Origin of the sequence: Pseudomonas sp. S30, assembly GCF_016518545.1 — a bacterium.
In the GTDB taxonomy this organism is placed as follows: domain Bacteria; phylum Pseudomonadota; class Gammaproteobacteria; order Pseudomonadales; family Pseudomonadaceae; genus Aquipseudomonas.
This window is the reverse complement of record NZ_JACVTO010000005.1, coordinates 271,724-294,618: the sequence shown is the minus strand read 5'-3', so window position 1 is coordinate 294,618 and position 22,895 is coordinate 271,724. Positions and strand designations below refer to the sequence as shown.

Genomic DNA, 22,895 nt, shown 5'->3' with positions numbered 1-22,895 from the left:
CGCGCCTTGATATTCGTGGCCGGGGGCGGGGCTTCCCCGCGCCGGGGGGGGCCCCCGCGACGATCAGTAATCGTCTTTGTCGAAACGGCGAGCTTCGCGCTGCAACTGATAGACGAAGCTATCCACCTTGCGCTGGCTAAGGCCATTGAGATTGTGAAAGCGCAGCCCGGCGAAGGTGGTGTTGATGCGTTCTTCGAAGTGCAGGTGGCGCAGCTCCACCATCACATCGCTCAGGCCCAGCGGTGCGGCGGCCTTGAAGCGCTCGTAGACCTGACCCAGTTGCAGGCGGTCTTCGACGTTGCCGTCAAACCGCAACTTACAACCGGTGGCCGAGACGTCGAGCAGCTTGCCGCGCAGGGCGCCATTGCCCTTGAGGTGCGTACCGTCCAGCACGACATCGACCAGTTGCGACAGCTTCAAGGCCGCGCGAAAGGCATTGCGTCGCTGGTGGTAGGTCATCTCGGTGGGCAGCGGCCCAAGGTAGCAGCGGTGGCCGTTCACCTCGCCGAGGGTCAGCGCGGTGTCGCACTCCCAGGCCATGCGCACGCCGTCATGAAAGCCCTCGACCCGGAAGGGTTCGCCGTTTTCGATGAACCTCTCGCCATCGCGCGGAATCATCTCGTCCAGCGCCAGTACGTCGGTGTCTCGATCGACCTGCACCACATAGCTCTGGAAGCGCTGGCTGCGCTCGGGGAAGCTGATGATCAGCGGGTCATGGCTGTCCATCAGCTGGCGCAGGTTGGCCGCGATTTCCAAAGGGGTGGTCAGCACCTTCGGCGGCTGAGGCGCATCGGATTCGTTGAACACGGGTAGTCAATCTCCAGGCAAAAGCGGCACACGCAAGTTACGGCATTTTGCCAGTATGGTCTGTGCCTTGAACAGGACTATCAAACCTGACTGATCGCCCGGGGCTTGTCCATGGGGGAGGTGGTGCCGCGGCTGTCATACAGAGAGGGGGAATCGCCGCCCATGAGGATGCGGATCTGGTTGGCGGTCGCGTGTTGCTGGACCTGAATGACCCGACCGTTGGTCTGGTTGACCTTCTGGCAGGCGTCCATCAGGCCGGTCAGCACATCCAGCTGCTGCAGGATGATCTCGCCGTTGACCGACTGCGCCGCCACCGCTTGCACACCGGCGCGGTCGGCGCTAAGGCCCAACTGCTGAAGCAGATGGTTACGGCGCATGCCCTGCTGCTCGAGAAGGACGATCAGCGATTGCTTGCGCGCCAGGATGGCCTCAAGCGTCTGCATGTCTCGACCGTGCAAGGCGACGGTCTCCTTCTGCAGCAGCTCCAGCAGTTCCTGGGTCGGCGCGATGTCGTCTTCGATCAGTTGCAGCAGTGTGGTGTCGTGCATGGCTGGCTCTTGGCTCTGGCGTCCTGTGAGTCAGCGCACCCGGGGGTTAGCGCTGAGCTTCGAAATCAAGCAGTTTGGTGGCGACCCGGCCGGCATCGACCTTGTAGCTGCCGTCGGCGATCGCTTGCTTCAACTGGGCTACGCGGGCGCTGTCGACAGCTGGCTGGTCGCGCAGCTTGTCGCTGATCTGTTGCAACTTCTGAGCCTCTTGGCTGAGATGTACCGCTTCTCCGCTGACAGTGGCCGGTTTGCCGGTCTCGCTGGCAGCACCGGTCTTTTCGTTGTTTCCGGCGGCGCTGGTGCTGCGCACGCCGCCCGTCACGGACGGTGAATTGTTCAGACGACTGAAGTCGATGACCATGATCAGAAACCTCTGGGTGAAAGGACGCTTGCCAGTGTTTCGGCCAACCCCGAACAAACTTTAGGCATAAAAATCGTGCCGTCGGTCAGCAAGCGCGTATCCCGATTTCTGACTCAGTTTAGGAAAGTCGGTTCATTGCCGCCAGTCCCCTGCCGTCCAGGGTCTGCCTCACATGGGCACCTCGACCTGGCCCGGGCCGATCACCGTCGCCTTGACCACCCGCTTGGAATTGAGGTTGCGCACGCGAATCTGTTCGGTCAGGCCGCCCTTGGCCAGCGCTTCGCCGGGCATGCGCACGCTCAAGGTACCGCTGCGGGCAGTGATCACCACCTGGTCGCCCTTGCGCACCACCTCGGCTTGCTGCAACTGCTGCAGCGTCACCACCTGGTCCAGCACCATGGGTCGCGACAGCTTCATGCCCACGGCCTGTTCCAAGGCGCTGAGAAAACCCTGGCCGAGGCTGCTCACATCGCGCTCGCGCAGGGCCACATCGCCCTCGCCGATCACGCTCTCGCGCAGCAGCGGGCGGGTGGTCACCACCACGTCGCGGAACAGCTTGACCTGGGCGGGAACGAACACCGTCCAGGGCGCTGCACCGTCGCAGCGTACCCGAACGGTCACCCGCCCCATGGGTTGCGCGGGGCTCTCCAGGGAGGCGTCCAGCGACTGGCTGCACAGGGGCAGGCGCAGGCGTGGGTCGAGCGTGTTGACCTGGATGTCGTAGCGTCCGGGTGTCTGGGTGCGGCTCAGATAATCTTCGACGCTGAACTCAAGAAACCCCTGGGTGACACCGATAAGCTGTTCAGGCAAGGTAAACGAATCCGCCAGCGCGCGAGCGCCGGACACGCACAGGCATGCGGTGGCGAGAAAAACAGCCACCAGGCGCGTCGGTCGTCGGAAAAATGTCGTTTTCGTGTACATGGGGCTCAAAAAAGCAAAGCCCGTGCCGACTTGTTGTCTAGCGAGCAGAAAAACATAAGGAGTCTGGCATGGCTGGCGTTATGGATTCGGTCAACCAGCGCACACAGCTGGTTGGACAGAATCGCCTGGAGCTGCTTTTGTTCCGTCTCAATGGCGATCAACTCTACGGGATCAACGTGTTCAAGGTCCGGGAAGTGCTGCAGTGCCCGGAACTCACCTTGCTGCCCAAGTCGCATCCGGTGGTGCGCGGCGTGGCGAACATTCGCGGGGCGACCATCCCGATCCTCGACCTGTCGATGGCGACCGGCCTGCCGGGCCTGAAGGAAGAGACGCGCAACAGCTTCGTGATCATCACCGAGTACAACACCAAGACCCAGGGTTTCCTGGTGCACTCGGTCGAGCGCATCGTCAACATGAACTGGGAAGAGATCCACCCGCCACCCAAGGGGACCGGCCGCGACCACTACCTGACTGCGGTGACGCGGGTGGACAACCGCATGGTCGAGATCGTCGATGTGGAGAAGGTGCTGGCCGAAGTGGCGCCGTCTTCGGAGTCGGTGTCTGCCGGTGTGGTGGATGCCGAGGTGCAGGACAAGGCCGTGCTGCTCCGGGTGCTGACCGTCGATGACTCGTCGGTGGCGCGCAAGCAGGTCAGCCGTTGCCTGCAGACCGTGGGCGTCGAAGTGGTGGCGCTCAACGATGGCCGCCAGGCGCTGGATTACCTGCGCAAGCTGGTGGACGAGGGCAAGCGGCCGGAGGAAGAATTCCTCATGATGATTTCCGACATTGAAATGCCGGAGATGGACGGCTATACCCTCACGGCAGAGATCCGCAGCGATCCGCGAATGCAGAAGCTGCACATCCTCCTGCATACTTCGCTGTCGGGTGTGTTCAACCAGGCGATGGTCAAGAAGGTCGGTGCCGATGATTTCCTGGCCAAGTTCAGGCCGGACGACCTGGCTCATCGTGTGGTCGAGCGGATCAAGGCGACGCACTGAAACTGTCGGGGGTTCGCCCCCGGCGCAAGCGATTGAAAAGAGGCGGCAGCATTGTCTACGGGTAATTTGGATTTCGAACAGTTCAGGGTCTTCCTGGAAAAAGCCTGTGGCATCCTGCTGGGCGAAAACAAGCAGTATCTGGTGTCCAGCCGCCTCAACAAGTTGATGGAGCAGCAGGGCATCAAGAGCCTTGGCGAGTTGGTGCAGCGCATCCAGACCCAGCCTCGCAGCGGCCTGCGCGAGCAGGTCGTTGACGCCATGACCACCAACGAAACCCTGTGGTTTCGCGACACCTATCCATTCGAGGTGCTCAAGAACCGGGTCATCCCTGAGTTCGTCCGCGCCAATCCCGGCCAGCGCCTGCGCATCTGGTCGGCCGCCTGTTCGTCGGGGCAGGAGCCGTATTCGCTGTCGATGACCATCGACGAATTCGAGCGCAGCAACCTGGGTCAGTTGAAGATGGGCGCGCAGATCGTCGCCACCGACCTTTCCGGCGCCATGCTCAACAACTGCAAGACCGGCGAATACGACAGCCTGGCGATTGCCCGTGGCCTGTCCCAGGAGCGTTTGCAGCGTTATTTCGATCCCAAGGGGCCGGGGCGCTGGGCCGTCAAGCCGGCTATCCGTACCCGCGTGGAGTTCCGCTCGTTCAACCTGCTCGACAGCTATGCGGCGCTCGGCAAGTTCGACGTCGTGTTCTGCCGCAATGTGCTGATCTACTTCTCCGCCCAGGTGAAGAAAGACATCCTCATGCGCATCCACTCCACCTTGAAGCCTGGGGGCTACCTGTTCCTCGGAGCCTCCGAGGCGCTCAACGGGCTCCCGGACCATTACCAGATGGTCCAGTGCAGCCCGGGGATCATCTACCAGGCCAAGTGACACGAAAACCGGTCTCGCAAGAGGCCGGTTTGCATTTCGGGATACGTCAAATTTTTGGATTGCCGCACTTGCCGCTTGGCTTTTGCCGCTTCGCCGGCCGCAGGCGGAAGCACATTGCCGCTTTTCTGGCAGGACAGACCCTTCACCCAAGCATGATTGCCCGGTATTGCTGGCCTGCAGCGGGTTGGCACAGCCTTTGCTAAGTCTTGAGCAACGCAACGCTGGTCAACCTTCGAAGGTTTCCCCGACATGAGCATCAGCTTCGACAACGCCCTCGGCATCCATGAAAAGGCATTGGGCCTGCGCGCCCAGCGTGCCGAGGTGCTGGCCAACAACATCGCCAACGCCGACACGCCCGGCTACAAGGCGCGAGACCTGGACTTCGCCTCCGTGCTGGCTGGCGAGTCCGGCAAGCATACCGAAGAGCGGGTGTCGTTGCAGCGCACCAACAGCCGTCACATCGAGGCCGAGGGCATGGCCCTGGCCGACGATTCGCTCAAGTACCGCACGCCCATGCAGCCTTCGATCGACCAGAACACCGTCGATGCGCAGATCGAGCAGTCCAACTATACGCAGAACGCCCTGGACTTCCAGGCCAGCTTCACTTTGCTCAACAGTAAATTCAAGGGGCTGGTGTCGGCCCTGCGCGGAGAGTGACCATGTCCCTTGCCAGTGTCTTCAATATCGCCGGGAGCGGCATGAGCGCGCAGAACACGCGCCTGAACACCGTCGCCTCGAACATCGCCAACGCCGAGACCGTGTCCTCGAGCATCGACCAGACCTACCGTGCGCGCCACCCGGTGTTCGCCACTACCTTCGAGCAGGCTCAGGCCGGCGGCAGCCAGTCGCTGTTCGACGACCAGGGTCAGGCCGGGCAGGGTGTCCAGGTCAAGGGCATCATCGAGGACCAGAGCAATCTGGAAGCCCGGTACGAGCCCAACCATCCGGCGGCGAACAAGGACGGCTACGTCTATTACCCCAATGTCAACGTGGTCGAGGAGATGGCTGACATGATCTCCGCCAGCCGAGCGTTCCAGACCAACGCCGAGCTGATGAACACTGCCAAGACCATGATGCAGAAGGTCCTGACCTTGGGTCAGTGATCGAGGAGCGCGAAAAATGGCCACCAGCCTCACCGACGTGCTCGCCAATTCCGGCGTGAGCACCGCCACCAGCAAGACCACCAGCACCGAGAAGACCGACAAGAACGCGCTGGGCAAGGACGCCTTCCTGCAGTTGCTGGTCACCCAGATGCAGCATCAGAACCCGCTCGATCCTCAGGACAACAGCGAGTTCGTCGCCCAGTTGGCCCAGTTCAGCAGCCTGGAAGGTATTCAGACGCTCAACCAGTCGGTCACCGGCATCACTACGGCGCTGGGTTCGTCCCAGGCGCTGCAGGCTTCCTCGCTGGTCGGTCGCTCGGTGATCGTGCAGAACGACAAGGCCCTGGTCGACCCGACCAAGAGCCTCAATGGCCAAGTGGTGGTGCCGCAGAACATCGAGAGCGGCAAGATCACCATCAAGGACAAGGACGGCAACGTCGTCAAGACGCTCGAGTTGGGCGCCCAGAGCAAGGGCAATGCCGACTTCATCTGGGACGGTACCAACGACAAGGGCGAGAAGGTCGCGGCCGGCAACTACAGCTTCACCGCCACCACCAGCGTCGACGGCAAGGATGTGCAGATGGCCACGCTGCTGCCGGCCACCGTCACCAGCGTCACCGTCGCCAGCGCGGGTGGCGAGATGATGCTCAACCTGGCCGGTATCGGCAAAGTCGCCATCTCCAAAGTACAAACCATCGGAATCTAAGGCCGGTCTGTTCGGCAGAAGGAGCACAGCATGTCTTTCAATATCGGCCTTAGCGGTCTGTACGCGGCCAACAAGCAACTGGACGTGACCGGCAACAACATCGCCAACGTCAGCACCACCGGCTTCAAGTCCTCGCGCGCCGAGTTCGCCGACGTCTACGCCGGCGCCAACCGCCTGGGCGTGGGCAAGAACCAGGTCGGCAACGGTGTGCGCCTGGCGGCCGTTTCCCAGCAGTTCACCCAGGGTGACGTGAACAACACCGGCAACGTGCTGGACATGGGTATCCAGGGCCAGGGCTACTTCGTGCTCTCGGACAACGGTTCGCTCAGCTACACCCGCGCCGGTGCGTTCCGCACCGACAAGGACAGCAACGTGGTGACCTCCGACGGCCTGAACCTGCAAGGCTACGCCGCCGACAGCACCGGCAAGATCCAGAAGGGGATTCTCACCAACCTGAAGATCGACACCTCGGCGCTGGCGCCCAAGGCGACCACCCTGATCGACCAGGGCATCAACCTGAATTCCTCGGCCGATATCATTCCGCTGGAAGTCTCCGATGGCGGCACGCCGCCGGTGATGGTGCCCAACAAGACGTTCGACCCTGCCGACCAGACGACCTACAGCAAGTCGTTCCCGACCAAGGTCTACGACAGTCAGGGCAACGAACACACCATGGAGCAGTTCTACCGCAAGACCGACACCAACGAGTGGACCATGTACACCCTGGTGGACGGGCGCAACCCGCTGGACCCGACCAGCACCACGCCCTTGACCGGTACCACCAGCTTCAACGCCGATGGCAGCATCAAGGCCATGACCACCGACAACACCAGCGTGCCTGCCGGCAACTGGAGCGTGGCCAACAACACCTTCACCCTCAAGGGCTGGATTCCGGCTGCCAAGGACGCCTCCGGCAACTGGGCCAGCAACGGTTCGAGCGGCAATGCCGACGGCATGCGTCTGTCGATGAACAGCACCACGTCGTACAACACCGAAACCGCCCGCATGTCGCAGAGCCAGGACGGTTACGCCACCGGTATCCTCTCCAGCCTGTCGATCGACTCCTCCGGGGTGATGTTCGCCAGCTTCAGCAACCAGCAGTCGCGGGCCATCGGCCAGGTGGCGATCGCCAGCTTCGCCAACGATCAAGGCCTGCAGCAGATCGGCGGCACCCGCTGGAAAGAAACCTTCGCGTCGGGCATTCCCGGTGTGGACGCGCCTAAGACCGGCACGCTCGGCTCGGTCGAATCCAACTCACTGGAAGCTTCCAACGTCAACCTGACCCAGGAGCTGGTCGAGTTGGTCAAGGCACAGAGCAACTACCAGGCCAACGCCAAGACCATCTCCACCCAGAGCAGCATCATGCAGACCATCATCCAGATGACCTGACGGTCGCTGGTCGAAGGTCGCTGCACGAGCCCCTTCGCCCTGAAGGGGCTCTTCGTTTCTGCGGGAGTGAGCATGAGAACGATCGTCCTTGTTCTGCTGCTGGGGTGCGGGCTGCTTCACGCCCAGGCCGGCACCGCGCCTTGGTGGCGCTGGGAGAGTCAGGCCGATGGGCGCCTGGTGTGCTCGCAATGGTCGCCGGGGGAGGGCTGGAAGCGTTTCGCCGGGCCCTATACCAACGCCGGTTGCCGCGAGCCATGATTCGAGCCTTCGAACTTCTGGCACGGCCTTGCCGTCTCCGGCAAGCATGCGCCGGATAACCGGCGTCGCTGCACCGGCTGGCCCCCTGGAAAGCCCGTAACCACGGGCTTTTTCATGGATATTCGAAAGTTGGTTCGGAACTTGCTTCGTAGCCAGCAGAGCAACGGCGAGCGGCAATCGATCGCCAGTGCAGCGGAGGATGACTGTGGACAAGATGCTTTACGTGGCCATGACCGGCGCCGCCCAGAATGCGGTCGCGCAGAAGGCCCACGCCAACAACCTGGCGAACGTTTCCACCAATGGCTTTCAGCGTGACCTGGAGCAGGCCCGTTCGATGCCGGTGTTCGGCGACAGCTTTCCGGCGCGTGCCTTCGCCATGACCGAGCGTCCGGCCACCGACTTCACGGCAGGCCCGATGATCGAGACCGGTCGCGACCTGGATGTGGCGGTCAGCGGCAATGGCTTCATCGCCGTGCAGGCGCCGGACGGCAGCGAAGCCTATGTGCGCACCGGCAGCCTGAACATCGACGCCTTGGGCGTGCTGCGTGCCGGCAACGGCATGCCGGTGATGGGCAATGGTGGGCCGATCGCCATTCCGCCGGAGCAGAAGGTGGAAGTGGGCGACGACGGCACCATCAGCATTCGCGCCCTGGGCGAAGACCCGCGGGTGATGGCCGAGGTCGACCGGATCAAGCTGGTCAACCCGGACATCAAGGCCATGCACAAGGGCCTGGACGGGCTGATCCACACCAACAGCGGGCAGCCGGCCGCCGCCGATGTCAACGTGCGCGTGGTGTCGGGTTTCCTGCAAGGCAGCAATGTCAATGCGGTGGAAGAGATGACCTCGGTGCTGGCGCTGTCCCGCCAGTTCGAGCTGCACGTCAAGATGATGAAAGAAGCCGAGCAGGGCGACGAAGCCATGGCTCGGGTTTTGCAAATCGGTTAATCACATTTGAACGGGTGCCGTAAAACAGGCGCGCGAGGAGAACACTAAATGCTTCCGGCTCTTTGGGTCGCTAAAACCGGTCTGTCCGCCCAGGATACCAACCTGTCGGTCATCTCCAACAACCTGGCCAACGTCTCGACCACCGGCTTCAAGCGCGATCGCGCCGAGTTCCAGGACCTGCTGTACCAGACCAAGCGTCAACCTGGCGCCCAGTCGACCCAGGACAGCGAGCTGCCGTCGGGTCTGCAGGTCGGTACCGGTGTGCGCATCGTCGGCACCCAGAAGAACTTCCAGACCGGCAGCCTGCAGACCACCGAGAATCCGCTGGACCTGGCCGTGAACGGTCGCGGCTTCTTCCAGGTGTTGCAGCCTGATGGCACGCTGTCCTACACCCGTGACGGCACTTTCCACCTCAATTCCGACGGGCAGATCGTCACCGCCAACGGCTTCGCCCTGGAACCGGCCATCGTCGTGCCGGCCGATGCGCAGACCTTCACCGTGGGCCAGGACGGCACCGTGTCGATCACCGTGGCCGGCAACCCTGCCGCGCAGATCATCGGTAACATCCAGACCGCCGACTTCATCAACCCGGCCGGGCTGCAGGCGATCGGCAACAACCTGTTCTTCGAAACGGCCGCCAGCGGCGCGCCCCAGGTCGGTACGCCGGGCCTCAATGGTCTGGGCACCACCCTTCAGCAGACCTTGGAGAACTCCAACGTCAGCACCGTCGAGGAACTGGTGAACATGATCACCACCCAGCGCGCCTACGAGATGAACTCGAAGGTCATCTCCACTGCCGACCAGATGCTGTCGTTCGTCACCCAGAAACTCTGAGCCCTGGCTCTAGCGACCCGGGCGCTGCGTCAGCGCCTGCTACACCGCGAGGTAAGCGTCATGAATCGTCTGTTCTCCGTCGTCGCCCTGGGCGGGGCTGTGCTGCTGGGCGGCTGCGTCGCGCCGGCCGCCAAGCCCAACGACCCGTACTATGCGCCCGTGCTGCCACGCACGCCGTTGCCGGCGGCGGCCAACAACGGTTCGATCTACCAGGCCGGCTTCGAACAGAACATGTATGGCGACCGCAAGGCGTTCCGGGTCGGTGACATCATCACCATCACCCTCAACGAGCGCACCTCGGCGAGCAAGAACGCCGGCTCGCAGTTGCAGAAGAACAGCAAGGCCAACCTCGGCCTGACCTCGCTGTTCGGTACCACGCCGAACACCAACAATCCGTTCGGCGGCGGCGACCTGTCGCTCAATGCCGGCTACAACGGCGAGCGCACCACCAAGGGCGCCAGCCAGGCCAGCCAGGGCAATACCCTGACCGGTTCGGTCACCGTCACCGTCGCCGAGGTGTTGCCCAATGGCATCATCGCCGTGCGCGGCGAGAAGTGGATGACCCTCAACACCGGTGAAGAGCTGGTGCGCATCGCCGGGCTGGTCCGCGCCGACGACATCGCCACGGACAACACCGTACCGTCCACGCGGGTGGCCGATGCGCGCATCACCTACTCGGGCACCGGCTCCTTCGCCGATGCCAGCCAGCCCGGGTGGCTGGACCGTTTCTTCATGAGCCCGCTCTGGCCCTTCTGAGTACGAATGATCATGTCCAACGCCAGACGGCTGATCGCCGCGTTCCTGCTCCTGCCCTTGGCCTTCACCGCTCATGCCGAGCGCTTGAAGGACATCGCCAGCATTTCCGGCGTGCGCGCCAACCAGCTGATCGGTTATGGGCTGGTGGTGGGGCTCAACGGCACGGGTGACCAGACCACCCAGACGCCGTTCACCCTGCAGACCTTCAACAACATGCTCTCGCAGTTCGGGATCAAGGTGCCGCCAGGCTCGGGCAACGTACAGCTCAAGAACGTCGCGGCGGTGTCGGTGCATGCCGACCTGCCGGCGTTCGCCAAGCCCGGCCAGGTGATCGACATCACCGTGTCGTCGATCGGCAACTCCAAGAGCCTGCGTGGCGGCAGCCTGTTGATGACGCCGCTCAAGGGTATCGACGGTAATGTCTACGCCATCGCCCAGGGCAACCTGGTGGTCGGCGGCTTCGATGCCGAGGGTCGCGACGGCTCGAAGATCACCGTCAACGTGCCCTCGGCAGGCCGGATCCCCGGTGGTGCCTCGGTCGAACGCGCGGTGCCCAGTGGTTTCAACCAGGGCAACACGCTCACCCTGAACCTCAACCGTCCGGACTTCACCACCGCCAAGCACATCGTCGACAAGGTCAACGAACTGCTCGGCCCAGGCGTGGCACAGGCGCTGGACGGCGGTTCGGTGCGGGTCAGCGCACCGATGGATCCGAGCCAGCGGGTGGACTACCTGTCGATCCTGGAGAACCTGGAGATCGATCCGGGCCAGGCCGTGGCCAAGGTCATCATCAACTCGCGTACCGGCACCATCGTCATCGGCCAGAACGTCAAGGTGTCCCCGGCGGCGGTCACCCATGGCAGCCTGACGGTGACCATCACCGAGGACCCCATCGTCAGCCAGCCGGGGCCCTTGTCCAATGGCCAGACAGCCGTGGTGCCGCGCTCGCGGGTCAACGCGCAACAGGAAGCCAAGCCGATGTTCAAGTTCGGCCCGGGCACCACGCTGGATGAAATCGTCCGGGCGGTGAACCAGGTCGGCGCGGCACCGGGCGACCTGATGGCGATTCTCGAAGCTCTGAAACAGGCCGGCGCCCTGCAGGCCGACCTGATCGTGATCTGAGGACGCGCGCCATGACCCCCAAGAGCCTGGTTTCCAGCAGCGGCGACAGCGGTGCCTACACCGACCTCAATCGGCTCAACTCGCTCAAGCATGGCGACCGCGACAGCGATGGCAACATTCGCAAGGTGGCCCAGGAATTCGAATCGCTGTTCATCGGCGAAATGCTCAAGGCTTCGCGCAAGGCCGGCGATGTGCTGGCTGCCGACGACCCGATGAACACCGAAACGGTCAAGCAGTACCGTGACATGTACGATCAGCAACTGGCGGTGAGCATGTCCCGTGAAGGCGGCGGCATCGGCCTGCAGGACGTGCTGGTGCGGCAGTTGTCCAAGAACAAGGCCGCACGGCCCAACACCAGCCCGTTCCCGCGCGTGGATGGCAATGCGCCGGCGCTGTGGGGGACCAAGGTGGTCAGTGCGCCCCAGGCCGTCGAGTCCACGGCCACCCGTAACGACGTGGCCGCGCTAAACGCCCGTCGCCTGGCACTCCCGGGCAGGCTCACCGATCGGCTGCTGGCCGGTATCGTACCGTCGGCCGGGGCCGCGGCGAGCGCGACCAATACGTCGGCCCTGCCACAGCGTGTCGAGATTCCGGCCGGTGGCGTGGCCACGGGTGACTGGCAGCCGGCGCAGACCTTCGCCGCCCCCGGGCGCGACCTGCAGATCCTCGGCCGCGCGGTGGCCCAGCCGCCCTTGGCGCCGAACAAAGCCTTCGCCGACAGCGACGCCTTCGTCGCCACCATGCTGCCAATGGCCGAGCAGGCCGCCAAGCGCATCGGCATCGATCCGCGCTACCTGGTGGCCCAGGCGGCGCTGGAAACCGGGTGGGGCAAGTCGGTGATGCGCAATCCCGATGGCAGCAGCAGCCATAACCTGTTCGGCATCAAGGCTACGGGCAGCTGGCAGGGCGGCGAGGCGAGGGCGATCACCAGCGAGTTCCGCAATGGTCAGTTCGTCAAGGAGACGGCTGCGTTTCGCTCCTACGAGTCCTACCAGGACAGCTTCCACGACCTGGTGAGCTTGTTGCAGAACAATTCACGCTATAAAGCTGCGGTCGACGCAGCCGATAACCCGGAACAGTTCGTGCGGGAGCTGCAGAAGGCGGGGTATGCCACCGACCCCAACTACGCCAGCAAGATCTCGCAGATCGCACGGCAGATGAAGTCGGACACGAGCTACGCAATGCTCGGGACCACCACGCAACTTTAAGGGCAGCGAAACATGGCGAGCTTGATCAATATTGGCATGTCCGGTCTGGGCGCCGCGCAATCGGGGTTGCACACCCTGGGTAACAACATCGCCAACGCCGATGTGGACAGCTACTCGCGCCAGCAGATCGTGCAGAAGACCAAGGGCTCGCAGCAGGTCGGCACGGTCTTCATGGGCACCGGCACCACCCTGGCCGACGTGCGCCGGGTGTACAACGCCTTCCTCGAGAACCAGCTGCGCACCACCACCTCGCTGTCCACCGACGCCACGTCGTACCTCAAGCAGATCTCGCCGCTGGACACTGCCCTGTCCAGCGCCGACACCGGTATCACCGCGGCGCTGAAGACCTTCTTCGGCGCCATGCAGGATGCGGCGGCCAAGCCCAACGAGGACGCTTCGCGGCAATTGCTGCTCACCGGCGCGCAGTCCCTGGCCAAGCGCTTCAACAGCCTGTCGTCGCAGCTCAACCAGCAGAACACCAACATCAATGCCAACATGGCCTCCCTGGCCGACCAGGTGAACAAGCTCACCACCACCATCGCCCAGTTCAACGAGCAGATTTCCCGTGTCTCGGCCATCCAGGGCCAGCCCAACGACCTGCTCGACCAGCGCGACGGCGCCGTGCGCGAGCTCAACAAGCTGGTCGGCACCCAGGTGGTGGAGCGCGAAGGCAACTACGACATCTACCTGCCAAGCGGCCAGTCGCTGGTGCTGGGCAAGACCACCCAGACCCTGGAAGTGGCGCCGGGGCGCGACGACCCCACGCGCATGAGCCTGATCCTCAACCGCGGCAGCACCAAGATGGACATCACCGCTACCACCACCGGTGGCGAGCTCGGTGGTCTGCTGCGCTATCGCAAGGACACCCTGGATCCGGCGCTCAACGAACTGGGCCGGGTGGCGCTGGTGGTGTCCGATGCGATCAACCGTCAACTTGGCCAGGGCATCGACAAGAACGGCGACTTCGGCGCCATGCTGTTCGGGGACATCAACAGCGCCCAGGCGGTCAGCCAGCGCAGCATCGCTCGCCAGGGCAACAGTGCCGGTTCGGGCAATCTCGATGTGACCATCAAGAACAGCGGCCAGCTCAGCACCAGCGATTACCAGGTGACCTTCACCAGCGCCACCGGCTACAACGTGCGCAAGCTGCCCGACGGCACCGACATGGGCAACTTCGACCTCACCGACAACCCGCCCAAGGTGATCGACGGCTTCAGCCTGTCGCTCAACGGTGGCGCGGTGTCGGCCGGCGACAGCTTCAAGCTGACCCCGACCCGCAACGCCGCTGCCGGCATCGAGGCCACCCTGACCGATCCCAAGCGCCTGGCGATGTCCTCGCCGCTGAGCGTGGTCAATGGCTCGGGCAACCAGGGCACGGGCCTGGTGAGCCAACCGACCCTGACCTCGCAGCTGGACATCTACAACGCCACCGACCGCTCCCAGTTGCAGACCGGCCTCAAGTATTCCACCCCGGTCAAGCTGGTCTTCGGCGACGATTCGGCCTCGCCCCAGGGCTACACCCTGTACGACGCCAAGGGCAATTCCATCGGCACCGGCACCTTCATTCCCGGCCAGAGCAACAAGCTGCAACTGTCCGTGCCGATGGTCGACGGCTCCGGCAACCCGATCATGGACGGCGCCACCCAGCGCAACTTCACCTTCGAGATGGACGTGGCCGGTGCGCCCAAGAGCGGCGACAACTTCACCGTGTCGCTGACCGCCGCCGGTTCCTCGGACAACCGCAACGCCCAGTCGATCATCGACCTGCAGACCAAGGCCACCGTGGACGTGGGCGCGGATGGCCGCGGCATCAGCCTGACCGACGCCTACGCCAAGCTGGTCTCCAACGTCGGCGGCAAGGCCAGCCAGGCGAGCATGGACATGGACGCCACCGATGCGTTGCAGAAATCGGCACTGGATGGGCGCGATAGCGTCTCGGGCGTGTCGATCGACGAAGAGACCGGCAACCTGGTCAAGTTCCAGCAGTACTACACCGCGTCCTCGCAGATCATCAAGGCGGCCCAGGCCACCTTCGCCACCTTGATCAACAGCCTTTGAAGGAGACGTAGACCGTGCGCATTTCCACTTCGCAGTTCTACAACACCAGCAGCACCAACAACCAGCGCGGCCTTGGCAACCTGGTCAAGACCCAGCAGGAAGCCACCGATCTGGTTCGCGTACGCACCGCCGCCGACGATCCGGTCGGCGCCTCGCGGTTGCTGCAGCTCGATCAGCAGAAGAACATGCTGGAGCAGTACAAGACCAACACCACCAACGTGCGCAACGCGCTGGGCACGGCCGAGAGCACGCTCAACGGCATCAGCAACGTCTTGCAGCGTGTCAACGAACTGGCGATCAGTTCCGGCAACGCCGGCTTCACCGACGATGACCGCAAGGCCAATGCCGCCGAGCTGAAATCGCTCGAGGACCAATTGTTCTCCTTGATGAACAGCCGCGACGAGAACGGCAAGTACCTGTTCTCCGGCTCCAAGGGCGACACCCCACCGTATGTCCGCAATGCCGACGGCACCTACAGCTACCAGGGCGACCAGAGCCAGCTCAAGCTGCAGGTCGGCGACATGCTCAGCCTGGCCACCAACGAGACCGGCTACGATGCCTTCGAGCAGGCGCTCAACACCAGCCGCAGCCAGACCCGCCTGACTGCACCGGCGGTGGACGATGGCCGCGTCAGCCTGTCCGATGGCCAGGTGTCCGGCAGCGCTACCTACAATGACCGCTTCCGTGGCGGCGAGCCGTACAACATCGAGTTTCTCAGCAGCACCCAGTACCGCATCCTCGACGCCGGTGGCAACGATGTCACCCTGGAAGCCTCCCAGGGCGGCACCTTCGACCCGAAGAGCGACAACCCATCGATCTCATTCCGCGGCGTGGACCTGCGCCTGGGCATCAGCCTCAAGGCTGGTGATCAGGCCAATCCCGATGCGGCCATCGCCGGGCATACCTTCAGCCTCAGCTCCAAGGCCGACTCCATCGCCGGCTCGCGCAGCCCCGGCAACAGCTCCTCGGCCCAGGTGACCGGCGCCACCATCAGCGACCAGGGCCAGTACAACGCCTCGTTCCCGGGCGGCGGGGCGGTGCTGAAGTTCACCAGCGCCACCGACTTCGAGCTGTACGCCGCGCCGATGAACGACAACAGCCGACCGATTTCCACCGGTACGCTGTCCGGCTCCACGGCCACTGCCTCGGGCGTGAGCTTCCAGCTGTCGGGCACACCCAATGCCGGGGACTCCTTCGGCATCAAGGTCGATACCCACCAGACCCAGAACGTGCTCGACACCATCGGCCAGTTGCGCGCGGCCCTGAGCACCCCGGTGGACAGCGATCCGACCGCCAAGCGAAATTTCCAGGCCGCCCTGGATTCGGCGATCGGCAACGTTCGCAGCGCGTCCGATCAGGTCGCTTCGTCCATCAGCAGCATCGGTGGCCGTGGCGCGGCGCTGGACGTGCAGTCCGAGACCAACGAGGCGCTGACCACCGAGAACGCCAAGACCCAGAGTTCGATCCGCGACAGCGATCCGGCGCAGGTGATGATGCGACTGCAGATGCAGACCAACATGTACCAGGCTTCGCTGCAGTCTTATGCCAAGATCGCCAGCTTGTCGTTGGTCAACTACATCTGATCCTTTCGCTTCACGGCCCGTGCGTGTGCGTTACCGGACACCGTGCGCGGGCCTCCCACAAGGTTTCGCGCCGTGACCCCACCTGTGCTCGTCAGCATCGCCATCCCCGCTTTCAGTGCCGAATTCTTTCGTGCCACGCTGCTCAGTGCGGTCGAGCAGGACTATCCCCACTTCGAAGTGCTGGTCTGTGACGACAGCCGCGATGACCAGATCGAACGAATCGTCGAGGAAGTGGTGGCGAGCAGGGGGGTAGCGGTACGTTATCAGCGTAATGGCCAGACGCTGGGCTTTGCCCGCAACCTATTGGCCTGCCTGGCCCAGGCGCGTGGCGAGCTGATCAAGTTTCTCTGCGACGACGACCGTTTGTTCCCGGATTGCGTGAGTCAACAGGCTGCGCTGATGGGTGCGCATCCTGGGGTGAGCATGACCACCTGCCAGCGCATGCTGTGCGATGCCGATGACGCGTTGCTGCCTGCGCGCATGCTCAATGCGATTCTCTGCCCCGACGACGCCCTGATCAACGGTGGGGATCTGCTGGAGGCTCTGGAAACCTACGCACCGAACCTGTTCGGGGGGCTCAGCCATGCCCTGATGCGTACGACCCTGGTGCAGGCCTATCTGCCAGCGCTGGTGGAAGAGGGCGGTTTCATCGCCAGGCTGGACCTGGCGCTTTACATCTGTCTGATGCGCCGGGGCGACCTGGGCCATCTCAAGCGTTATCTGAGCCTCGAGCGTCTGCACCCTGGCCGCCTAAGTCACCAGACCCGACTCGTCATGGCCTTCGACAGCGAGACCGACTGGATCAAGGCCATGCTCGCGGCGCGCACCAGTGATCCTGCGCCCGCCACGGGCTGGGTGCGCTACCTGCCACTGGACGAGCACAGCGCGTCGCCCGAGACGACCTGGCGCGAGTACGAACTCAACCGACTGTACGGCGCGCAGCAGGCGCGTCAGCAGCAGCAAGTCGGTACCGACTGCCTGTCCTTCGACGAGGTGTATGCGCAGTGGCTGCAGTGCCGAGCGCTGTCCGCCGCACAGGTGGCTGCCTTGCCCAAGCGCTTTGAGCAATGGCCCCTGCGCCCGCGCATCGTGGCGGTCATCTGGGCCCAGAGCGGTGACGAGCACGCTGTGCGAACCACGCTGAGCAGCCTCGAAGCGCAGTCTTACGAGTCGGCCGGTTGCTGGGTGTTGGCCCCGCAGACCCTGGCCTTGCCCGAGGAGGGGCTGGTCGAGCGATTGCACAATGAGGGCGACGGCTTCGCGGCATTACAGGCGCGTCTGGCAACCACCAGCGAATTCGACTGGGTGCTGTTGCTGCGAGCCGGCGATCGCCTGGTGCAGCACGCCTTGGCCATCATGGCCGAGCGGATGGCACTGGGTGGACGGCTGTGCCTGTATCCCGACGAGGGTGGGCACGACACCATGCGGGCGCACACGCCGATCCTCAAGCCCGATTTCAACCTCGACCTGATGCGCAGCCTGCCCTATGTCGGCCGTGTACTGGCCTTCGACTGCCAGGCGCTGCGTGCGGCAGGCGGTTTCGATCCCACCTTCGGCAGTCTGGCGGCGCATGACCTGATCTGGCGTCTGGTCGAGCAGCATGGGCTGCAAGTGGTCGAGCATATCGATCAGTTGCTGGTGCACTGCCAGTGGGACATCGATCGCTGGTTGCGCGATCCAGAGATCGTCGCGCAGGCGCCCAAGGTCGTGGCGGCCCATCTGCTACGACTGGGCGTGGACGCCCAGGTCATAGGCCATCAGGCACTTGCCCTGTGCCGTGTGGACTATCGCCATCCCCAGCCAGGTCTGGTGTCGATTCTGGTCGATATAGGCCAGGATCTGGCGGCGGCGATGCGCTGTGTCGAATCCTTGTTCGAGCACACCGCGTACGCACCGTTCGAGGTATTGTTGGTGGCGCCTGAGGATCTGCCGCATGAGTTGCGTCAGTGGTGTCAGGCGATGGCTACATTGGGCAGCGCTCAGTTGCGGGTGGTGGATGTCCAGGCCGTGGAGCGTGTACAGCGTTTCAATCAGGCCAGCCACGCGGCGTCTGGGCAGTACCTGCTGATGCTCGACAGTGCCTGCGTGGCCTTCGACGACCACTGGTTGAGCGAAATGATGGCCCAGGCGCAACGTCCCGAGGTCGGGGTGGTGGGCCCCAAGTTGTGCACCCGCGATGGCAATGTGTTCGGCGCAGGCCTGGTGTTGGGGTTGCACGGTGGCGTGAGTAGCCCGTTCGTCGGTGTATCCGCCGAGAGTAGCGGTTATCTGCACCGGTTGCAGGCGACTCAGAACTGGAGCGCGCTGCCCCTGGACGGCATGCTGATACGCCGGGAACTGTTCGAGACGCTCGAGGGTTTCGATCACCAGGCCTTGCAGGCTGGCTTGCACGACGCAGACCTGTGCCTGCGTGCCCGCGAGCGTGGCTACCTGTGCGTATGGACGCCCTATGCGCTGATGGTGCGCCTGGGCAGTGCCCATGACGTGGCGCCGGACAGCCGACGCAAGGCGTTGGATCTGGACACCTTCCATAGCCGCTGGCTGGCCAAGGTGGCTCGTGATCCGGCCTACAACCGCAATCTCAGCCTGAAGATGGCCAGTTTCAACCTCGACCCCGGACAGCGCCGCGGTTGGGACCCTTTCATCGCCCGAGTACTGCCCTCGGTGCTGGGGTTGCCGATCAATACCTCCGCGGTGGGTCATTACCGTGTCGCTCAACCCTTCCACGAATTGGAAAAGGCCGGGTGGGTACAGGGTCGTCTGGACTACAGCACGCCGGAAATGATCGAAATCGAGCGTGAACAGCCCGATGTCATCATCCTGCAGTGCCGCTATACCACCACATCGCTCGACGAAATGAAGCGTATCAAGCGCTTGTCGAATGCGCGGCGAATCTACGAGATCGATGACTACATCATTGATGTCCCGAAGAAGAACGCCCACGCCCGCAACATGCCCAGCAACATGCGCGAGCTGGTCAGCGAAGGCATCGGCCTGTGCGATCGGCTGGTGGTTTCCACCCAGCCTCTGGCCGACGCCCTGTCGAGCATGCACCACGACATCCGCGTAGTGCCGAACATGCTTGCCGCTCACCTCTGGGCCGACAGGCACAGCGAACGGCAGACCACCTTGCGTCCCCGCGTGGGTTGGGCCGGGGGCACCAGTCACCGAGGTGATCTCGAACTGCTGCTGGAGGTCATTCGCACCCTGGCCGAGGAAGTCGACTGGGTGTTCTTCGGCATGTGTCCGGATGTCCTGCGCCCATATGTCAAGGAATTCCACAAGGGCGTGCCGCTGGCGGTCTATCCGCAGAAACTGGCGAGCCTCAACCTCGACCTGGCGTTGGCGCCGCTCGAGCAGAACCTGTTCAACGACTGCAAGAGCAATCTGCGTCTGCTCGAGTACGGCGCCTGCGGCTTCCCGGTGATCTGCACACAGACCAAAGCCTACGATGGCTACCTGCCTTGCACCCGTGTACGAGACAACACGTCGGCGCAGTGGCTGGAAGCCATTCGTATGCACCTGGCCGATCCGCAGGCGAGCTATCGCCAGGGCGATGCCTTGCGTGAGGCAGTGCTGCGCGATTACCTGCTCAGGCCTCACCATCTGCAGCAATGGGCCAACGCCTGGCTGGCAGACTGAACTTCCGGCCCCGGATCACCTGGGGCTCAACCCATTACTCATAGGTGCCCAATGGCTGAACATGCAACCGCCTCACGCGACCAGGTGACGGTCATCCTGCTCGGGCACGAGCAGGCCGCTCACCGCCCTCGCGCCCTGCATTATTACCAGAGCGCTGGCGTCGCTTGCCGAGCCCTGGACTATCTCCCAGGCCAGGACAGCCCAGAGGTGCTGGCGCAGCGACTGGCCCAGGCCTTGAGCCAGCTCGAAAGCCCCTACGTGATGCTGGCGCTGGACGCTGATTTCGTTCGTGCCCAGGCACTGGATCGTGCTGCCCAGGTTCTCGCTCAGACCCCGCAAGCCCTGGGCGCCCAGGGTTATGCACTGGCGTATCGGCTGGGTGATGCCAAGGCCTGCTATCACAAAGTAGGCGCTTTGGTGCTCGCTCCGAAAGACGAGGGTGGCCGTGAGCGATTGCACGCGTACGCGCTGGCGGGTCAGTCAGCCTGGCGGGCGGTGCTGCGGGTCGACGCGCTCATCCGCGTGCTGGCGGATTTGCCTGTGGGGCTGGATTTCGCCGGTTGGCAAGTGGCACTGTCCTACGCTCTGTTGACTCAAGGCGCTATCGCGCCTGTGCAGCAGACCGATGTGATCTGCGAGCTGAGCGTCAGCGCGCTGACGCCTGTGGCGCGGGACCAGCAATTGGCACACAGTGTGCGCGTGCTGCGTCAGTGGGATGCTTCAGGCCCTGCGTTGTGCACCGACGAAGCGGGCTTCAAGGTGCTCAATCGCCTGGTGCGCAGCACTTACGACCAGACTGAGGCGCCTTTGCTGTTCACCTCGCCATGGGTGTCAGTGATCGGCGAGCCGCAGCGGGTGTTCGAGCCTCGCCAGTACGTGGAACTGCCCTATTACGACCCCGTTTTGTTCGCGGATTTGACGGAGGTGGAGTTCCTCTGTCACGCCTGGCCGACAGGGCAGGCCCACCGCGAGGCGCTCGAGGGCACCTGGGTGCGCCAGCGCGAGCTGTTGATCGAACATCCGAACGACACTCGCGACAGCTTGCAGCAACGCTACTGGAAGGCGCTGGCGCTCGGTTTGTTCAACCTGCAGGTCTGCAGCCGGCTAGTCCCCACCCTGACCGGTGCAGGCGATGAGCAGCGGGCGCTGGAACTTGGGGAATGGCTCGAGCGTCTGCAGCGCATACCGGGCTTGCAGGCGCTGGACTGGTTGGCAGACACCCGCTCCGGGCAAGTGATCGGCGCGTTGACCGATTCGCTCCCAGAGCTCGGTGTGCGCCGGCGCGCGCTGGCTGAGATCGCCAAGCGCCCAGGCGTTCTGCTGACGTTCATCGTCCTTGATCTGCACAACGATGATCTGGCGCTGCAAACGACCTTCGACAGCCTCCTGGCGAGTGGTCTGCGCCAGTTCAAGCTGGTGGTGCTCAAGAACGGCAAGCCGCCGGCGATCACCACGGCACGTGACACCCTGCACTTCGTGCAGGTCAGCGATGACAACTGGATCAATCACCTCAATCAGCTGCTGCGCCAGCTTGCCAGCGAGTGGCTCATGCTGCTGGACGCCGGCGACGAGCTGGTGGTCGGCGGCCTGTTGCGTCTTCACCAGGAGCTGGCGCAGGCGCCTGGGTGCCTGGCGGTGTGCGCCAACGAGGTACAACGCGACGACGAGGGGCGCCTGCAGCCGGTGGTGCGTCCAGGCAGCGATCTGACTGCCTTGCGCAGCCAGCCCGGCTTGATGTCGCGACACTGGTGCGTTCGTCGTCAGGCGGTGCTGGACGCGGGAGGATACAGCGAGGGCCTGAGTGCAGCGTTCGAGTTCGATCTGCTGCTGCGTCTGGTCGAACAGCATGGGCAGGGCTGCCTGGCTCATATGGATCAGTACCTGGTGGTAGGTGCGGCTTGCACGCCGAGCCTGCAAGCCGAAGCTGCCACACGCCTGAAGCGCCATCTCACCGACCTGGGCTACCGGGGCGAGGTGCATGATCGGGGCGAAGCGGGCCTGACGCTGGATTACCGGCATTCAGCTACCCCGTTGGTGAGCATCCTGGTCGCGGCGCAGGGCGACCCGCAGCGCTTGCTGAACTGTCTGAACAGCGTCCTGCAACGTACCCGCTACCCGCGTTATGAAGTGCTGGTGGCTGCGCCAGTCGCCAAGGCCGATGCGCTCGCCTCGGGTCTGGCACCGTTGGGCAATCGAGTACGTTTGCTGAGCGCCGAGTCGGGTGAACTTCCCGACCTGCTCAATATCGCCGCCGGGGAGGCCCGAGGCGAGCATCTGCTACTGCTGGCCGAGCACTGCGAGGTGATTTCACCGGCGTGGATCGAAGCATTGCTCAATGAAGGGCTGCGCCCGGAGGTCGGGGTCGTCGGCGCCTGCCTGCTGTCGCGCGAGCTGAATCTGGCGCACGCCGGCTTCGACCTGCTGCAGGGCCCGCGCGTGCATGCGCCATGGTCGGGGCTGGCACTCGCCGACTCTGCCCGGGCACGCTGGCCAGACACGGTACGGGGCTGTGCTGCGGTGTCTGCCGATTGCATGCTGATACGCCGTGATCTATTCGACCACTGCGGCGGCTTGAAGGCCCTGGCGGGCTTCGACGTGGCGCTTTGCCTGGAGGCTGCGCAGAACGGATTGCTGGTGGTGTGGACACCGGTCGCCCAACTGTTCGACGACGCGCCGTCGCTGCCCGATGAGCGCGCTTGCACGGCGCTGCAGGCGGGCTATCCCCAGGCCTTCGCTGGGCACTGGGCCAGCGACGCGTTGAAGTCGATTTCCTGAC

At 63.8% G+C, this 22,895-nt stretch carries 20 protein-coding genes; 16 read left to right on the top strand and 4 right to left on the bottom strand.

Annotated elements, in window-relative coordinates:
• Positions 1–63: 63 nt before the first annotated feature.
• The 4 genes from IAE34_RS08490 to flgA all read right to left on the bottom strand — a co-directional run bounded on the left by IAE34_RS08490 (position 64) and on the right by flgA (position 2,637).
• Entirely contained in the window at positions 64–807 is a 744-nt protein-coding gene (locus tag IAE34_RS08490) for a flagellar brake protein (protein WP_200138423.1), read from the bottom strand.
• An 80-nt stretch (positions 808–887) separates the two neighbouring features.
• A complete protein-coding gene (locus IAE34_RS08485) occupies positions 888–1,355 on the bottom strand; it encodes a flagella synthesis protein FlgN (protein WP_200138422.1) in 468 nt (155 codons plus the stop codon).
• 46 nt (positions 1,356–1,401) lie between these two features.
• On the bottom strand, positions 1,402–1,716 hold the full coding sequence (flgM, locus tag IAE34_RS08480) for a flagellar biosynthesis anti-sigma factor FlgM (protein ID WP_200138421.1): 315 nt from the start codon (positions 1,714–1,716) through the stop codon (positions 1,402–1,404).
• Between the two features lie 168 nt (positions 1,717–1,884).
• Positions 1,885–2,637 (bottom strand): flagellar basal body P-ring formation chaperone FlgA, encoded by a 753-nt coding sequence (gene flgA, locus IAE34_RS08475; protein WP_200138420.1) that lies wholly within the window; start codon positions 2,635–2,637, stop codon positions 1,885–1,887.
• A gap of 68 nt (positions 2,638–2,705) precedes the next feature.
• Here flgA and IAE34_RS08470 point away from each other — a divergent pair, with 68 nt between their 5' ends.
• The 16 genes from IAE34_RS08470 (at position 2,706) to IAE34_RS08395 (ending at position 22,894) form a co-directional block, all read left to right on the top strand.
• On the top strand, positions 2,706–3,635 hold the full coding sequence (locus IAE34_RS08470) for a chemotaxis protein CheV (protein WP_200138419.1): 930 nt from the start codon (positions 2,706–2,708) through the stop codon (positions 3,633–3,635).
• A gap of 51 nt (positions 3,636–3,686) precedes the next feature.
• Positions 3,687–4,514 (top strand): protein-glutamate O-methyltransferase CheR, encoded by an 828-nt coding sequence (gene cheR, locus IAE34_RS08465; protein ID WP_200138418.1) that lies wholly within the window; start codon positions 3,687–3,689, stop codon positions 4,512–4,514.
• A 249-nt stretch (positions 4,515–4,763) separates the two neighbouring features.
• Complete coding sequence (flgB, locus tag IAE34_RS08460; RefSeq protein WP_200138417.1) at positions 4,764–5,171, top strand: flagellar basal body rod protein FlgB; 408 nt, start codon at positions 4,764–4,766, stop codon at positions 5,169–5,171.
• Positions 5,172–5,173: 2 nt separating this feature from the next.
• On the top strand, positions 5,174–5,617 hold the full coding sequence (gene flgC / locus IAE34_RS08455) for a flagellar basal body rod protein FlgC (RefSeq protein ID WP_200138416.1): 444 nt from the start codon (positions 5,174–5,176) through the stop codon (positions 5,615–5,617).
• A 16-nt stretch (positions 5,618–5,633) separates the two neighbouring features.
• On the top strand, positions 5,634–6,323 hold the full coding sequence (gene flgD, locus IAE34_RS08450) for a flagellar hook assembly protein FlgD (RefSeq protein WP_200138415.1): 690 nt from the start codon (positions 5,634–5,636) through the stop codon (positions 6,321–6,323).
• A 30-nt stretch (positions 6,324–6,353) separates the two neighbouring features.
• Complete coding sequence (gene flgE / locus IAE34_RS08445) at positions 6,354–7,712, top strand: flagellar hook protein FlgE (RefSeq protein ID WP_200138414.1); 1,359 nt, start codon at positions 6,354–6,356, stop codon at positions 7,710–7,712.
• A 72-nt stretch (positions 7,713–7,784) separates the two neighbouring features.
• On the top strand, positions 7,785–7,970 hold the full coding sequence (locus IAE34_RS08440) for a hypothetical protein (RefSeq protein ID WP_200138413.1): 186 nt from the start codon (positions 7,785–7,787) through the stop codon (positions 7,968–7,970).
• Positions 7,971–8,175: 205 nt separating this feature from the next.
• Entirely contained in the window at positions 8,176–8,916 is a 741-nt protein-coding gene (locus tag IAE34_RS08435; RefSeq protein WP_200138412.1) for a flagellar basal body rod protein FlgF, read from the top strand.
• Positions 8,917–8,964: 48 nt separating this feature from the next.
• Positions 8,965–9,750: a flagellar basal-body rod protein FlgG gene (gene flgG / locus IAE34_RS08430; RefSeq protein WP_200138411.1), complete on the top strand. Its 786-nt coding sequence runs from the start codon at positions 8,965–8,967 to the stop codon at positions 9,748–9,750.
• 60 nt (positions 9,751–9,810) lie between these two features.
• Positions 9,811–10,506 (top strand): flagellar basal body L-ring protein FlgH, encoded by a 696-nt coding sequence (gene flgH, locus IAE34_RS08425; RefSeq protein ID WP_200138410.1) that lies wholly within the window; start codon positions 9,811–9,813, stop codon positions 10,504–10,506.
• Positions 10,507–10,518: 12 nt separating this feature from the next.
• On the top strand, positions 10,519–11,628 hold the full coding sequence (locus tag IAE34_RS08420) for a flagellar basal body P-ring protein FlgI (RefSeq protein ID WP_200138409.1): 1,110 nt from the start codon (positions 10,519–10,521) through the stop codon (positions 11,626–11,628).
• Between the two features lie 11 nt (positions 11,629–11,639).
• Positions 11,640–12,836 carry a flagellar assembly peptidoglycan hydrolase FlgJ gene (flgJ, locus tag IAE34_RS08415; protein ID WP_200138408.1) on the top strand — a complete coding sequence of 399 codons (1,197 nt, stop codon included), beginning with the start codon at positions 11,640–11,642 and terminating at the stop codon, positions 12,834–12,836.
• A 12-nt stretch (positions 12,837–12,848) separates the two neighbouring features.
• Positions 12,849–14,894, top strand: a complete 2,046-nt coding sequence (gene flgK, locus IAE34_RS08410; protein WP_200138407.1) for a flagellar hook-associated protein FlgK — start codon at positions 12,849–12,851, stop codon at positions 14,892–14,894.
• Between the two features lie 14 nt (positions 14,895–14,908).
• Positions 14,909–16,477, top strand: a complete 1,569-nt coding sequence (locus IAE34_RS08405; RefSeq protein WP_200138406.1) for a flagellar hook-associated protein 3 — start codon at positions 14,909–14,911, stop codon at positions 16,475–16,477.
• Positions 16,478–16,549: 72 nt separating this feature from the next.
• Positions 16,550–20,119 (top strand): glycosyltransferase, encoded by a 3,570-nt coding sequence (locus IAE34_RS08400; RefSeq protein ID WP_200138405.1) that lies wholly within the window; start codon positions 16,550–16,552, stop codon positions 20,117–20,119.
• Positions 20,120–20,170: 51 nt separating this feature from the next.
• Entirely contained in the window at positions 20,171–22,894 is a 2,724-nt protein-coding gene (locus IAE34_RS08395; protein ID WP_200138404.1) for a glycosyltransferase, read from the top strand.
• Position 22,895 lies beyond the last annotated feature (1 nt).